Annotated in this window: 16 protein-coding genes; 5 read left to right on the top strand and 11 right to left on the bottom strand. The window is 66.2% G+C overall.

Translation table 11 applies throughout. The features are described 5' to 3' along the window. Window positions 1-29: 29 nt before the first annotated feature. Entirely contained in the window at window positions 30-764 is a 735-nt protein-coding gene (locus H7J93_RS03340) for a helix-turn-helix domain-containing protein (protein WP_267305041.1), read from the bottom strand. Between the two features lie 153 nt (window positions 765-917). Here H7J93_RS03340 and H7J93_RS03335 point away from each other — a divergent pair, with 153 nt between their 5' ends. Then, on the top strand, window positions 918-1,217 hold the full coding sequence (locus tag H7J93_RS03335; protein ID WP_267304876.1) for a hypothetical protein: 300 nt from the start codon (window positions 918-920) through the stop codon (window positions 1,215-1,217). Here H7J93_RS03335 and H7J93_RS03330 read toward each other — a convergent pair. Then, entirely contained in the window at window positions 1,210-2,454 is a 1,245-nt protein-coding gene (locus H7J93_RS03330; protein ID WP_267304875.1) for a cytochrome P450, read from the bottom strand. The two genes, H7J93_RS03335 and H7J93_RS03330, sit on opposite strands and share 8 nt — an antisense overlap. A gap of 222 nt (window positions 2,455-2,676) precedes the next feature. Here H7J93_RS03330 and H7J93_RS03325 point away from each other — a divergent pair, with 222 nt between their 5' ends. Beyond that, entirely contained in the window at window positions 2,677-3,390 is a 714-nt protein-coding gene (locus tag H7J93_RS03325; RefSeq protein ID WP_267304874.1) for a hypothetical protein, read from the top strand. Here the strand turns inward: H7J93_RS03325 and H7J93_RS03320 are convergent. After that, window positions 3,365-3,859: a hypothetical protein gene (locus H7J93_RS03320; protein ID WP_267304873.1), complete on the bottom strand. Its 495-nt coding sequence runs from the start codon at window positions 3,857-3,859 to the stop codon at window positions 3,365-3,367. The two genes, H7J93_RS03325 and H7J93_RS03320, sit on opposite strands and share 26 nt — an antisense overlap. 17 nt (window positions 3,860-3,876) lie before the next feature. Continuing rightward, window positions 3,877-4,482 carry a DUF2867 domain-containing protein gene (locus H7J93_RS03315; protein WP_267304872.1) on the bottom strand — a complete coding sequence of 202 codons (606 nt, stop codon included), beginning with the start codon at window positions 4,480-4,482 and terminating at the stop codon, window positions 3,877-3,879. 59 nt (window positions 4,483-4,541) lie between these two features. Between H7J93_RS03315 and H7J93_RS03310 the strand changes: the two genes are divergently transcribed. Then, window positions 4,542-5,090 carry a TetR/AcrR family transcriptional regulator gene (locus H7J93_RS03310; protein WP_267304871.1) on the top strand — a complete coding sequence of 183 codons (549 nt, stop codon included), beginning with the start codon at window positions 4,542-4,544 and terminating at the stop codon, window positions 5,088-5,090. Window positions 5,091-5,094: 4 nt separating this feature from the next. Here H7J93_RS03310 and H7J93_RS03305 read toward each other — a convergent pair whose 3' ends face one another. From H7J93_RS03305 to H7J93_RS03280, 6 genes are all read right to left on the bottom strand, one after another. After that, entirely contained in the window at window positions 5,095-7,347 is a 2,253-nt protein-coding gene (locus H7J93_RS03305) for a molybdopterin-dependent oxidoreductase (RefSeq protein WP_267304870.1), read from the bottom strand. Next, a complete protein-coding gene (locus H7J93_RS03300; protein ID WP_267304869.1) occupies window positions 7,337-7,933 on the bottom strand; it encodes a TetR/AcrR family transcriptional regulator in 597 nt (198 codons plus the stop codon). The genes H7J93_RS03305 and H7J93_RS03300 overlap by 11 nt, the downstream gene beginning before the upstream one ends. Before the next feature lie 148 nt (window positions 7,934-8,081). Then, window positions 8,082-8,534 carry a hypothetical protein gene (locus tag H7J93_RS03295; protein ID WP_267304868.1) on the bottom strand — a complete coding sequence of 151 codons (453 nt, stop codon included), beginning with the start codon at window positions 8,532-8,534 and terminating at the stop codon, window positions 8,082-8,084. 85 nt (window positions 8,535-8,619) lie between these two features. Beyond that, entirely contained in the window at window positions 8,620-9,753 is a 1,134-nt protein-coding gene (locus H7J93_RS03290) for a nitronate monooxygenase (RefSeq protein ID WP_267304867.1), read from the bottom strand. Window positions 9,754-9,889: 136 nt separating this feature from the next. Then, window positions 9,890-10,657, bottom strand: coding sequence for an HAD family hydrolase (locus H7J93_RS03285; protein WP_267304866.1), 768 nt, complete (start codon window positions 10,655-10,657; stop codon window positions 9,890-9,892). Between the two features lie 11 nt (window positions 10,658-10,668). Continuing rightward, the gene (locus H7J93_RS03280; RefSeq protein ID WP_267304865.1) at window positions 10,669-11,745 is read right to left on the bottom strand and encodes an NAD(P)H-dependent amine dehydrogenase family protein; all 1,077 of its coding nucleotides are present in this window, start codon (window positions 11,743-11,745) and stop codon (window positions 10,669-10,671) included. A gap of 78 nt (window positions 11,746-11,823) precedes the next feature. On the opposite strand from H7J93_RS03280, the gene H7J93_RS03275 reads away from it, so the two are divergent. Then, window positions 11,824-12,573 carry a glucose 1-dehydrogenase gene (locus tag H7J93_RS03275; protein ID WP_267304864.1) on the top strand — a complete coding sequence of 250 codons (750 nt, stop codon included), beginning with the start codon at window positions 11,824-11,826 and terminating at the stop codon, window positions 12,571-12,573. A 39-nt stretch (window positions 12,574-12,612) separates the two neighbouring features. Then, window positions 12,613-13,956 (top strand): pyridoxal phosphate-dependent decarboxylase family protein, encoded by a 1,344-nt coding sequence (locus H7J93_RS03270; protein WP_267304863.1) that lies wholly within the window; start codon window positions 12,613-12,615, stop codon window positions 13,954-13,956. Window positions 13,957-13,959: 3 nt separating this feature from the next. Here the strand turns inward: H7J93_RS03270 and H7J93_RS03265 are convergent, their stop codons facing one another. Then, entirely contained in the window at window positions 13,960-14,346 is a 387-nt protein-coding gene (locus H7J93_RS03265; RefSeq protein ID WP_267304862.1) for a PaaI family thioesterase, read from the bottom strand. Window positions 14,347-14,399: the final 53 nt, after the last annotated feature.

Genomic DNA, 14,399 nt, shown 5'->3' with positions numbered 1-14,399 from the left:
ATTGGTGTTGACCGCTCGCCACGTGCATTTCACCGGAGCGCGGCCGCGGTCGCCTCGTCGGCCGGAAGAAACGCCTCGATCGACAGTTCCGCCGCGGTGAGATCCAGTGCGGTGCCGAACGTCGTCACAGTGGACAGAAACGTGAGCAGCTGTCCCTGCGGGGTGTAGAGCTCCAGCGGCACCGCGACTCCGCCGAGATCGCGGGTCCCGTCGGATCCGCCTGGATACGACTCGATTTCGGCCAACAATGCCGCCAGCTCATCGGATCCGCTGACGGCCGCTTCGCGTCGCAGCCGCTCGATGAGGTGGTGTCGCCACTGCGCGAGATTGCGTATGCGCGGCGCCAACCCGTCGGGATGCAATGCGATGCGAAGCGCATTCGGTCGTTCGAGAAGATTCGGCGCGACGCCCTGCAGGAGCACTCCGGAGCCGGCGTTGGCCTCCACGATCTGCCAGCACCGGTCCACGACCACGCAGGGGTACGGGTTGTACGCGTTGAGCACACGTTCGATGCCGTCGCGAACGGCGGCCATATCCGGATCATTGAGGGACCGTTCGCCGTACACCGGAGCGAGGCCGGCGGCCATCAACATCTGATTCTGTTCGCGAAGGGGGACGTCGAGCACCTCCGCGAGGCGCAACACCATGGCCCGGCTCGGGGTCGACCGACCGGTCTCGATGAAGCTGACATGGCGGGCCGAGACATCGGCCTCGATCGCGAGATCGAGCTGGCTCAGCCGGCGCCGTTGCCGCCATTCGCGCATCAGTGCGCCGAACGGAGGGGACTGGACTTGGGCGGTGGTCACCGCCTCAGTGTCGCGCAGCTCAGGGGTTACGGCCATTACGTGTCAGGTAATTGCGCCGCTTACCTGAGGCGCGGACCGTGGAGGGTGTCAGACGAGCAGAGGAGAGCGACCATGCGGACCTCATCATCCGTCGACCGCCCGATCCCGCGGTGGCTGCACTTCGTGCTGATCTCCGACCGCGCCGGTTCGTCGTGGTACGTCGGCCTCGGCTTCTTCTTCGCCCCGGTGCTGGTGCTGCTCTCGCCGTGGCCGACGGTCACCGTGATCGCATGGGTCGTCATCGCGCTTGCCGGCCTCTGGCTGGGTCTGCTGGGCATCGCCATGGCGACCGGGCTGGCCATGGCGATGCGTTCGAATGTCGAGATCCCCGAGGAGTACTGGCGCTCGTTGGTGGACTACCCGGTCAGGTAGCACCCGCACCGGTGTAGTCGACCTGCCAGTGCTTGATTCCGTTGAGCCAGCCGGACCGCAGCCGCTCGGGCGGTGAGATCGGTTTGAGGTTGGGCATCTCGTCGGCGATCGCGTTGAAGATCAGGTCGATCGTCATCCTGGCGAGGTTCGCGCCGATGCAGTAGTGGGCTCCGGTACCGCCAAATCCGACGTGCGGGTTGGGATCCCGCAAGATGTTGAAGGTGTAGGGGTCCTCGAACACTTCCTCATCGAAATTGGCCGACCGGTAGAAGATGACGACGCGGTCGCCCTTCTTGATCTTGACTCCGCTGAGCTCGGTGTCCTCCAGCGCCGTGCGCTGGAAGGAGGTGACGGGCGTGGCCCAGCGGACGATTTCGTCTGCCGCCGTCGCTGGCCGCTCACGCTTGAAAAGCTCCCACTGGTCAGGGAATTCGGTGAACGCCATCATCCCCTGGGTGATCGAGTTGCGGGTGGTCTCGTTGCCCGCCACCGCCAGCAGGATCACGAAGAAGCCGAACTCGTCGTCGGTGAGCTTGTGGCCCTCGACGTCGGCCTGGACCAGCTTGGTGACCAGATCGTCGCCGGGATTCTTGCTGCGCTCGGCCGCCATCTGCATGCCGTACATGGTCAATTCGGCGGCGGCGGCCGTCGGATCGTTTCTGGCGTACTCGGGGTCCTGGTCGCCGACCATCTCGTTCGACCATTCGAACAACTTCATGCGTTCCTCTTGAGGTACCCCCATCAGGCCGGCGATCGCCTGGAGCGGCAGCTCACATGACACTTGTTCGACGAAGTCCCCGGATCCTTCGGCGGCGGCACGCTTGACGATGTCCTGTGCGCGGTGGCGGAGCTCTTCGCGCAGCGATTCGATCGCCCGCGGGGTGAACGCTCGCGAGATGATCTTGCGCAGGTGGGTGTGATGCGGGGCGTCCTGGTTGAGCAGCACCACCTTGCCCGCCTCCAGCGAAGCGGGATCGGCATCGTCGCGATACCGCGGCAGCGCGGTTTTCAGGTTGCTGGAGAACACGTCGCTGCGCCGCGACACCTCTTTGACGTCCTTGTGCTTGGTCACTACCCAGTAGCCAGTGTCACCGAAGGCGAGATTGCCCTTCTCCTGGTGCTGCCACCAGATCGGAGCCACCTTACGCATATGGGCGAGCTCGTCGATCGGCAGCCGCTCGGCGTAGATGTCCGGGTCGGTGAAATCGAATCCGGGCGGAAGGTTCGGAGTTGGCATCGATGCACTCCTCGCATGACGTTGTCTAGTGCCGGTATCCCATTGCTACACCACAGATGGAGCCCGCTGAGGCCGGTTAGAGAAACTCCGAAGTAGAACGTGTTCCCGCGGCACGGATTGTTTCCTCCGGTTGTTCCCATGGGAACCAGGTGTAACAATTTTGACCGTCAAACGACGCACTCGGTAGGCCGAATTCGGGTCAGTACGCGAAAGGGGGCTTGGGTGGGAATCGACATCGAGGTACGGGCGGCGACGATAGCCACCGCCGGGCTGGGAGCACTCGCCGCACTGCTGGCCGGAACAGGGGTCGCACAGGCCGATCCGGGCGTTCCCGTTCCTCCTCCGCCGCCACCCGCGATATTCGCTCCGCAGGCCGCAGCGCCTGCCCCCGCCGCGCCTCCCGCGCCCGCGCCGGTCGCCTCCGTCGCACAGGTCATGCCGGGTCCCGCTCCCGCCGCACCCTTGGCCGCTCCGGCTCCGGCCGCTCCGGCTCCCGCAGTTCCTGGCGCCCCGGCTCCCGCCGTTCCCGATCCGCTCGCGCCGCCCGCCGTACCAGCGGCCGCCGATCCTGCCGTACCAGCCGCCGCCGACCCTGCGGCACCCGAGGATGTCCCGCATCTGGTGAGCCCGGAAAACCTGCCGCCGGGCACCTCGTTGTCCCCGACCGGTCCGCAAAGCACTGGCGGGTCGTACCTGCGCGAGCTCTGGCACGCCGTTCAGACGCAGGAAGTCAGCGGCAGGGACGCCCTGCTGCTGTTGACGCAGCGGCCGCTCAGCTCGAACACCCCTCCGCCAGGCCTCTCTGCGAATCCGGTACAGCAGGCGCCCCCGGCGGCGCCCGCACCGCCGCCCGGTGAACCGTTGCCGCCCGCGCCAGCACCTGCGCCCGCGCCTGCTCCTGTACCCGCGCCTACGCCCCCGCCGCCCGCCGGCTAGCCATCTCGAGGATCGACCGCACGGTTCGCACGTGTGCGGCCTCGATGGATGACCACAGCTTCCGGGCGACCGCATTGTCGTGGCGGACGAAAGTGGCGAACAGCAGTCCATCCTCTTGACGCCGCAGTAACAGCTCGCCTGGCATGCCAATGCGAGAGTCGGCGCCGAGCAGCACGAAATCGCTTTCGGCGGCCCGTATCTGCCACCCGAGGACCGATCGATCGGAACCGGGCAGGCTGACCTTCAGTCCTATCGCCGACCACGCGGAGAGCAGACGAAACCGGACGCTCGCCGGTGCGTCTTCCAGGATCACCCGCATCCACTCTTCGGCCCGACGGCTGTCCGGCACGTCCACATCGACGATGAACGCATCCTCGTAATCGACGCGCCCGAGCATGCTCGACGACCTGACGAGGGCATCCGGTGTGATTTGGCGGACTCGGGCTTCGTCTGCCTGGGTGTTGATCATCGCTACCTTCCTTCGGGTTATGTTGAGGCGCTGGGTTGTTCGCGCCAGAGCCGTTCGATGTCGCGCATCATCACCGGGTAGACGATCAGATGGCGAAACGGCGCTATCGCAGCCAGATAGGCCACGCCGAGTGCGCCGTTGGGCCGCACCAGGACGGTCATCTGACCGCGAAACCCTCCCGGAACGTCCGGGTCGGGCACCCAGCCGACGTGCAGTACTCCGTGCACCGTCTGGTTGACGATCTCCATCGCCAGCTCAGATTCGGTCAGATACAGCGGTTTGAAGGGGGACCGGTCGGACACGAAATCCGTTGGAGTGCCGTGAAGGTCGGCTGGCAGCCGGTCGCGCAGCGTCTCGACACGCGCGCCGAGCCCGCTCTCCGGCCGGTCGAGGCCGAGTATCCGACCGATTGTCCACCGGGCGGCGAAGAGGGCCCGTACGACGGGTGAGGTTCGGTTCGGGTCGAACGTGGACCACAGTCCGACCAGGCGTGAAAAACCGTCTGCATCAGCCGGCGTGGGCAGTGCCCACACGTCGAGCACCTGAAAGTCCTTGGTGATGGCGTGGATCCGCCATGGCCGCATCGTGTGCTCGCGTTTGGCGAGTGGTGCGGAACCAAACATACAGTACTGTATGCTTGAGGGAACGCCGTCGTCAACCCCGCGTCATGAATTGGAGAGACATGGTCGCCAAGACCCGCACGCCCAGGAGTGCATGGATCGACGCGGGCCTCGAGGCGCTCGCCGCCGGCGGCCCCGATGCAGTGCGCGTGGACCTACTCGCAAAGGCGCTCGACGTCACCCGAGGCAGCTTCTACCACCACTTCGAGAGCCGATCGGCTCTTCTCGACGCACTCCTCGAAACATGGGAACACCGCAGCACCGACGAGGTACTCGACCGAGTCGAGTCCGAGGGCGGCGACGCCAGGGACAAGGTGCGCAAGGCCGGCATGCTCACCTTCTCCAAGGAGTTGCTGCCGATCGACCTCGCCGTGCGTGACTGGGCCCGCCGCGACAAGGCGGTCGCGCGCCGACTGCGGCGCGTCGACAACCGGCGCATGGATTACCTGCGCAGGCTCATCGGCACGTTCAGCGACGACCCCGACGACGCCGAGGCGCGCGGCATGCTGGCGTTCTCGTTGGCCATCGGCAGCCATTTCATCGCCGCCGAACATCCGGGCAGCAGCCGAAAGCGGGTGCTGGAACGCGCGACTCAGCGACTGCTGTCGTAGCTGCTCAAGCGGTAGTCAGCGGTGCGGTGGGCACCGCCTCGATACGCGCGGGCACGTGCTTGTGCCAGGGCGTGCCCGCGTAGGCGTCACGCCAGTCACTGGACGTCAACGCATTCGGCGCGACGCCGGGAACATGCGTCTGGCCGTCGTCGGCGACGAAATCGAGCCCGAAGCCGTTGGGCAGCGATGCGTGCCCGGGGAGCATCGCCTCACTGATCTCGACGCTGGCCTCCGCGCTGCCCGCCGCAGTGGTGATGCGGGCGCGCCCGCCGTGCACCAGGCCCAGCGCCTCGGCGTCCTCGAGGCTGACTCGCAGCGCGCCGTCGGTATCGCGCTTGCGCCAGGCCGGATCGCGCAGGATGTCATTGGCTGTATAGGCGCGACGTTCACCCGCCGACAGTACGATCGGGAAATCGGGCGTGGTGAAATGCGGTTCCGCATCGGCCAACGCGCGGATCTCGTCGATCATCTCGGGCATGTGCAATGCGATCTTGTGATCGGCGTGGGTGATCAACGCGTAGTCGTCCTCATACTCATGCACGGTGAATGTCACCCCCGACGGGCTCGACAGGATCGCGTCGAACAGTGCATTGCCGTCCGCATGGCCGGCTCGGCGGACCGCATCGGGGTACGTCATCGCCGCCTTCTGGGAGAGGCCCCACAATGCGGCCGCGCCCGAAAGCCCCTCGGGCAGAGTCGGTCCCAGTGTTTCGTAGAGGACATAGGGGAGTACCTTGCCCAGCACCGGGCTGGAGCCGACGGCCTGCAGGAACGCCGCCGTGAACGCCTCGCGACTCTCGGCTGCGGCGCGACGCAAAGGTTCGAGTTCGGCATCGTCGACCACGTCGAGCGCCCGGACCAACCGGGCCCAGATCTCGGGTTCGGGAAGGGTGCCCTCGAGCGGCTCCATCAGTCGATGCCGCAAATGGAAGGTGTTATGCGGGAATTCGAGGTTGAAGAACGTCGCCTCGGCCTTCTCGTACTGCGATGCGGCAGGCAACACGTAATGGGCCAGCCGTGCGGTTTCGGTCATGGCGACATCGATCACCACCATCAGCTCCAGCGACTGGAAAGCTTCTCGGCAGGCGGTGGAATCGGCGAGTGAATGCGCCGGGTTGCTGCTTTCGACGATCATCGCGCGGAACCGGTCGGGGTGATCGCCCAGCATTTCCTGGGGTACGACGTTGCTGGGGATCAGCCCTCCGACGATGGGTGCCCCGGTGACCGGAGTGCGGCCGACCTCGGGGGTGTGCCGGAAGAGCGGTCCGAACGACGAATGCAGGTGCTGCCCACCACGTTTGGCGAAGTTGCCGGTGAGGATCCACAGCAGCTTGTTGAGATAGGAGCACAGGGTGCTGTTGGGCGCCTGCTGAATGCCCAGATCCTCGAAGACGGATACGCTCGCCGCACCGCCGATCCGCCGCGCCGCGGCACGGATCAGTTCGGCGTCGACGCCGCACCGCAGGGCGTAGTCGTCGACGTCGACCGAACGCAGGACGTCCAGAACCGGTTCGGCACCGCTGACGTGCCCGGCGAGAAACGCCTTGTCGCAGAGGTCTTCCTGCACCAACACAGCGGCCAACGCCGCTAATACCCATGCGTCCGTTCCCGGACGTACGCGCAGGTGCATGTCGGCCATCTTGGCGGTGTCGGTGATCACCGGGTCGATGACGATCATGGCGCGTTTGGGATCCTTGGCGATCTCGTTGAGCACCGTCCGCGCCCGCGGGAAGCTCTGGGACATCCACGGGTTCTTGCCGATGAACACCGACACCTCGGCGTGCTCGAACTCGCCTCGGGTGTGGCCACCGTAGAGGTGGGCGTCGACCCACGCTTCGCCCGTCTTCTCCTGGGCGAGCGCATTGGAGCGGTAGTACGAACCGAGTGCCTTCAGGAAGGCGCCGCTGTACGCGCCGCCAAGGTGGTTACCCTGCCCGCCGCCGCCGTAGTAGAAGATCTTGTCGCCGCCGTAGGTGTCGGCGATGCGCTTGAAGCCTGCCGCTATCTCGGCAATGGCGGTGTCCCAGTCGATTTCCTCGTAGCTGCCGTCGGGACGCCGGCGCAGGGGAGAGGTCAGCCTGCTGCGGTAGCTCTGGTAGTGGTCCAGGCGCAGCGCCTTGTTGCAGGTGTACCCCTGTGACGCCGGATGGGCTTTGTCTCCGCGAATCTTGGCCAGCTTGCGTCCGTCGAGTTGGACGACGATGCCGCAGTTGCACTCACAGAGGATGCACGCGGTCGACTGCCATTCATCCACCATGAGCGGACTTCCTTCCATCGGTCTCGGCCAGCACGAGGGCGCGTAGCTGGCCATGGACGAGGTCGAGAGCTTTGACGTCGCGGGACGCGCGGGCGACGACGATCGCGCCTTCGAACGATGTGGTGGTCAGTATCGCGAGTTCGGCGGCGCGCTCCGCGTTGACGCCGTCGGCGACCAGGCGGGCGGCGATCAGGTCCGTCCACCGCGCGAAGGCTGCGGCTGCGCGTTCGATAACCGGAGAGGCGGTGTCCGGCTTGGCGGGGTCGCCGGCCTCCACGCTCACTGCGACGACGGGACAACCCGCCCGGAAGTCGCTGTTGAGCAATTGCGTTCGATAGTCGTCGAAGAGTGCGTCGAGTGCCGCCAGGCCGGTGTCGGCCTTCTCGATCTTGGCTGCGACGTACTCGCCGGCGAAATCGATCGCTTCGCACAGAAGCTGCGTGCGACCGCCGGGGAAGTAGTGGTACGCCGACCCTCGCGGGGCGCCGCTGTGCTCCAGCACGTCGGCGATGGCCGTCGGATGCGCACCGCGTTCGCGGATGAGGAGGGCAGCGGACCGCACCATGCGCTCGCGGTGACTGGACACGACTGGATTCCTCCGTCCGACCGACTATGTATGACACCTTACATAATCCTGCCCCTCCTCGTCGAGACTGCGCACAGATCGCCGATCCGCGCGAATTCGCGATCTGTGTGGGGCCCCCGCGAAGCTGGGGACAGTCTCGGCGGGCGGGTTAGGAGGCGAGAGTCAGCCACACGGCGAGAAAGCCGAGCATGCTCGCAAGGCATGCGACGTGGTCACGGCATATCGAGCGGGCCAGCCGCGACTGTGCCGCGACATCGCCGGTGCGCGCGCCGAGCCGGACCGCGTTGGGGACCGTGCGCAGCATCGCCAGCAGGACGGGGCCGACGGCAAGTATCGACGCCGTGGCGAGTGGCCAAACCGCGGTCAGCCCGTCGATCCACGCGAATCCCAACGTCCCAACCAGGATCGCCATCACCAGCGCGATGAGGTAACCCATCGGCCGCGACGTCGTCGTGGCGCGTCGGTAATAGCCGGCGATCGACGACAGCACCGATTCGGGCAGTTCCTCGCCGCGATAGCGCAGGACCTGACCGTCGAACATCAGGTCCATCCACAGGACTGCGACGAGAAAGCCCGCGCAGGCCGCCGCAATCAAACTCACGAAGCGAGCTTCGCATCCGACCCCACCACACCGCCGAGACTGCGCAGAGATCGCGGAACTACGTGAATCGGCGATCAGTTGTGAACTAGACGGACGCGGCCTCGTTGATCTCGTTGAGCGTGCTCGTCGCCTCGAGGTACTCCTGCACCCACCGCTCGATCACCGCCGCGGACTTCTCCACCTTGGTGAACTGACCCACGACCTGGCCGATGGGGTTGAACGCGACGTCGACGCTCTCGTTCGGATACTTGTGCGTGGCCGCGACCGCCATCCCGGAAACCATGTACTGCAGCGGCATTCCGAGCGGCTTCGGGTTGTCCGGGTTCTCCCAGGCCTCGGTCCAGTCGTTGCGCAACATCCGCGCGGGCTTACCGGTGAACGACCGACTGCGGACGGTGTCGCGGCTCTCGGCCTTGGCGTACGCGGCGTGCTGGATCGGGGTGTGCTCGGACTCCTCGACCATGACCCACTGCGAGCCCGTCCACGCGCCCTGCGCACCGAGCGCCAGCGCCGCCGCGATCTGCTGACCACTGCCGATCCCGCCGGCGGCCAGCACGGGAACCGGCGCGACCTCCTTGACGACCTGCGGCCACAGCACGATCGAACCGATCTCGCCGCAGTGTCCACCCGCCTCGCCGCCCTGGGCGATGATGATGTCGACTCCGGCGTCGGCGTGCTTGCGCGCCTGCGACGGCGACCCGCACAGCGCCGCGACCTTGCGCCCTTGGTCGTGGATGTGCTTGATCATGTCGGCGGGCGGCGTGCCCAGCGCGTTGGCGATCAGCGTGCACTTCGGGTGCTGCAGCGCCACCTCGACCTGCGGGGTGGCGGTCGCCTCGGTCCACCCGAGCAGCTGCAGCGCATCGTCGTCGCTGTGCTCGACCGGCACACCGTGGTCGGCGAGCAGCTTCTTCGCGAAATCGATGTGCTTTTGCGGCACAAGGTCATTCAGTGTCTTCTTCAGCACCTCTGGATCCAGGTCGCCCGCGTCCATGCCCTCGTACTTGTTCGGGATGACGATGTCGACGCCGTAGGGATGGTCGCCGATGTTTTCGTCGATCCAGTCCAGCTCGATCTCGAGCTGCTCCGGGGTGAAGCCGACCGCACCGAGCACACCGAAGCCGCCGGCCTTGCTGACGGCCACGACGACGTCGCGGCAATGCGTGAAGGCGAAGATCGGGAACTCGATATTGAGTTCGTCGCAGATGGGGGTGTGCATGCCTGCTCCTCGGTGGGCCGGTTCACGAATTGGAACGTGTTCTAGTTTAGTACTTCGCCGCGCCGTTGTGACCAGTCGGGGGGTACTACGGCCCGTTTCCCGCTAGTCGGGCCTCAGGTCCTCGACGGATCGGCGGTCAGTCGTAACCGACGAGCCTGCGCAACGACGGTCGTCGACGCCCGCCCGAGGTGACGACTTGCAGTATCGGCCAGCCGTGTTCGGCCGCCAGTGCGGCAAGTTTGGGTCGCGGATTGACCGGACGCGGGTTGCCCACCTTGACCATCAGGGCCGCATCTTCGTCGCCGTCCGCGTAGAAGTAACTGTGTTGCAGCCCAACGCCATTGGCCGCGCAGAAGTCCTCGACGGCGTTGGCCTTGTTGCGTCCCCAGACGACGGGTTTCGCGATGTGACCCGTCAGGCGTCCGGCGCTGTCGACCTCGAAGTGGTTGCACAGCACGTGGTCGATCTTCAGGAAGCGGGCCACCGGGTTCGCGTGAATGGTCACCGCCGAGGTGCTGAGCACCACCGTGTGGCCGCGTTCCTGATGTGCGACGACGATCTCGCGCATCGCGGGAAAGACGCGGGTGGCCAGGCTGTCGACGAATATTCGCTCGCAGACTTCGTCGAGGTCGATCAGCGTTTCACCCTGCAGATATCCGGCTGCCCTGGTCAGCAAATGCTCGAACCGCATGCGGCGCAGCCGGTATCGCATCGACGCCTCGAAGACCCCCATGATTTCGCCGATTCCCGCCTGCCTGCGCCGGATGCGATCGGTGGCATGGGCAGCGGCGGTGAAACCGTCCACCAAGGTGCCGTCGAGATCGAAGAAGGCACCGATGTGGGACCCTGGTTCACTTGCGGCGATCTCCGCGGTGGGGTCCTCTGCCACGGGCTGCGCGGTCATCGCGCTCCAGCCTACGTCGCTGCGTAGAGACCTTTCCCGGTCACCAACGGCATATCCAACGTGGTCCGGATGCCCGCGGGTGCGGCGACCACGTCGGGGATCGAGTTCACGATCCGCCCCGCGGCGGCCAGGATCGCCGCATAGGGCGCTCCGCCGTTGCGGCTCATCGGAACGATGTCGCAGAAATACGACGGTTCACCGGTGATCTCGACCCGGTACGAGCCACCGGGATGCGCGGGCTGCGCCCAGTCGGGTCGCAGATCGGCATGCAGTCGCGTGACGTGCTCGACGACGATGACCGGTTTGCCTCCGACCATGCCCTCGATCAGGAAGCGGACCGCTGCGACCGTGCCCTTCTTGATGGTGCCGACGGCGACGTGAAGGTCCTCGGGGGCGGGTTCCTGCTCGACGGAGTCGCGGATCTCGTCGACCTCGATGCCCAGGCCTGCGGCGAGCTGCCGGATCGCGGTGCCCCACGCGATGGACAGCACGCCCGGTTGATACAGAATCGGCAGATCGCCGAGTTCGTTGCCGAAGCCCATCACGTCGAACATCACCGTCTCGCCGTCGTAGGTGGAGTAGTCGGCGATCTCCATGGTGCGGATCTGTTCGATGCTCTGGCACGTGCCGGCCAGCGCGAACGGCAGCAGGTCGGTGCAGAAGCCCGGATCGACACCGGTGAAGAACACCGTCGAATCACCTTCGCGCGCAGCATCTTCGACCTTGGCGATGGCCTTGTCGGGGAGTAGCCCCCACGGGTACTGCAGCGCGCCGACGCTCGAGCCCACGACGTTGATGCCCGCCGACAGGAACGTGCGCACGTCGGCCAACGCCTCGCGCGGACGCGTGTCGCCCATCGCCGTATAGACGACGCAATCGGGCTTGGCCGCGATGATCGCGTCGAGATCGTTGGTGGCGGCGATGCCTGTGGTGACGTCCAGGCCGGCGAGCTCGCCCGCGTCCTTGCCGACCTTCGCCTGCGTCGACACCCACACCCCGGTGAGGTCGAAGCGATCGTCGGTGATCAACTGTCGAAGCGCCAGGCTGCCGCAGTTGCCGGTGCCGAGGAGCGCGACCCGAATTGCCATGGCGAGCAGTATGCGTGAGGCCTCCTCAAATTGGAACAGGTTCTAGTTCAGTAGGGCCGTGCGGTAACCTGTCGCCCCATGGGACGCGTGGACGGAAAAGTCGCACTGATCAGTGGCGGAGCTCGCGGGATGGGGGCCGCTCACGCCAGGGCGCTGGTCGCCGAGGGTGCGAAAGTGGTCATCGGGGACATCCTCGACGAGGAGGGTAAGGCGCTGGCCGACGAGCTCGGCGAGTCCGCGCGCTACGTCCATCTCGACGTGACCGATGCCGAGCAGTGGGATGCCGCGGTCAAGGTGGCCGTCGACGCGTTCGGCAAGCTGACCGCGCTCGTCAACAACGCCGCGATCGTCGCGCTGGGCCAGATCGGCAAGTTCGACATGGCCAAGTGGCAGAAGGTCATCGACGTCAACCTGACCGGCACGTTCCTCGGCATGCAGGCCGTCGTCGAGCAGATGAAGGCGGCCGGTGAAGGCTCGATCATCAACGTGTCGTCCATCGAGGGCCTGAGAGGCGCGCCGATGGTCCACCCGTACGTCGCCTCGAAGTGGGCGGTCCGCGGGCTGGCCAAGTCGGCCGCGATTGAGCTGGGCTCCAAGAACATCCGGGTCAACTCGATCCATCCCGGCTTCATCCGGACCCCGATGACCAAGCACTTTCCCGACGATATGGTCTCCGCGCCGCTGCGCCGTCCCGGTCAGTCCGAGGAGGTCGCGCCGTTCGTGGTGTTCCTCGTCAGCGACGAGTCGTCGTTCGCGACCGGCGCCGAGTTCATCATGGACGGCGGCCTGGTGACCGACGTTCCGCACAAGCAACTCCCACTCGGCTAATCCCACTCACCGGGTCGGGCCCGGTGCAAGACTTCAGCCATGCATGAGGTCGACCAGAACACCGAGAACATGCTGCGCAGCGTGCTCGCGTATGCCGAGAACCGGCTGCGCATGAACCCGGTGCCCCTCGACAAGGGTGCGTTGGGGGTCGACGAGTTGCACGCGCGACTCGACGGCGTGATCCGTGAAACGCCGAGAACGCCAGACGAAGTGCTCGGCGTGTACACGTCGGTGATCGCCCCGAGCGTGATCTCCGCGGACAGTCCGCGCTTTCTGGGCTTCATCCCCGCTGCGCCGACGAAGGCGAGCCTGGCGTTCGACATGTTGGTGTCCTGCGCCTCGATCCAAGGCATTTCGTGGCTCGAGGCATCGGGTGCGATCGCGGCGGAGAACTCGGTGCTGCGGGTGATCGCCCGTGAAGCCGGGCTGCCGACGACGTCGGGCGGATGCTTCGTATCGGGCGGTTCGGCGGGGAACCTGTCGGCGCTCGCGGTCGCGCGTGAGACCGCCAAGACGCGTGGCGCCGACGGTCGACTCCGGGTGGTCGTCGGATCTGATGCGCACTCGTCGATCGTCAACACCCTGCGCCTGCTCGAAATGGACGCGCTGGTGGTCGACACACCGGACCACCGGCTCACCGCGGAGACCGTCAGTGCGGCGGTGCCTGCCGATGCGACGAACATCGCCGCGGTGGTGTGCACGTCGGGGACGACCAATGCCGGCATCATCGACGACCTCGCAGGCGTGGGTGCGCTTGCGCGAGAACGTGGTTGGTGGTTCCACGTCGACGGCGCATACGGCGGGTCCGGCATCTTCGCGCGCTCGTTGCGACCGAAGTACAACGGGCTGGAACTGGCCGATTCGTTCATCCTGGACCCCCACAAGTGGCTGTTCACACCGTTCGACTGCTGCGCGCTGCTGTATCGGAACCCGGAGTTGGCGCGGGCCACGCACACCCAAGACGCCTCCTACCTCGACGTGATCCACACCTCGACCGGCGAGTGGAATCCGTCGGACTACGCGTACCATCTCACCCGGCGCGCAAGGGGTTTACCGCTGTGGTTCTCGCTCGCGGTCTACGGGCTGGAGGCCTACCGTCAGGCCATCGAGGTGGCCGCCACGCTTGCCAGGCAGACGGCTGAGCTGATCAACGGTGCGCCGCAGCTGGAATTGATCCGCGAGCCCGACCTCGGTGTGGTGCTGTTTCGCCGGCTGGGCTGGGCCGCCGAGGATTACGACGCATGGGCGCAGCGACTGCACGATGACGAGGTTGCGTTCATCCCGCCGACCAAATGGGAGGGCGAGACCGTCGGACGATTCGCGTTCCTGCATCCGGCCACCACGCTGGACATCGTCCGCGAGGTACTGGCCCGCACCCAATAGCGCTCAGTCGACGGCCGCGAAGTTCACCGTCGCCGTCGCACCGACCTGATCGTCGTTGGCGCGGTAGATGTCCACCTGGACGACGACGGATCGCTTACCGGTGCGCAGGATTCGCGCGACCGCGCGGGCGGGCCCGACCTTGATCGGCCGCAGATAGCGGATGAACAGATCGGTGGTCGCGATCGCGTGTCCGAAAGGTGTGACCCGAGACGCGAGTTGGCCGGCCGTCACATCGGCCATCGTCGCGATCAAACCGCCCTGCAGACCGCCCGCGGTGTTGACCGTCCGCTCGTCGACAGGCATCTCCATCGTCACGGTGTCATCCGTCGACGCGACCTCGGCGAGGCCGAGCTGTTCGAAGAGTTCCCGCAGCGATCTCGGCGCAGTCATGGAGAACGACATTACCGACGTTCAGCTCCCACGTCCGAGGTGCGTAGTCTCGT

Source organism: Mycobacterium barrassiae, from assembly GCF_025822765.1.
Classification (GTDB): Bacteria; Actinomycetota; Actinomycetes; order Mycobacteriales; family Mycobacteriaceae; genus Mycobacterium; species Mycobacterium barrassiae.
This window is presented reverse-complemented; position numbering and strand designations above follow the sequence as displayed.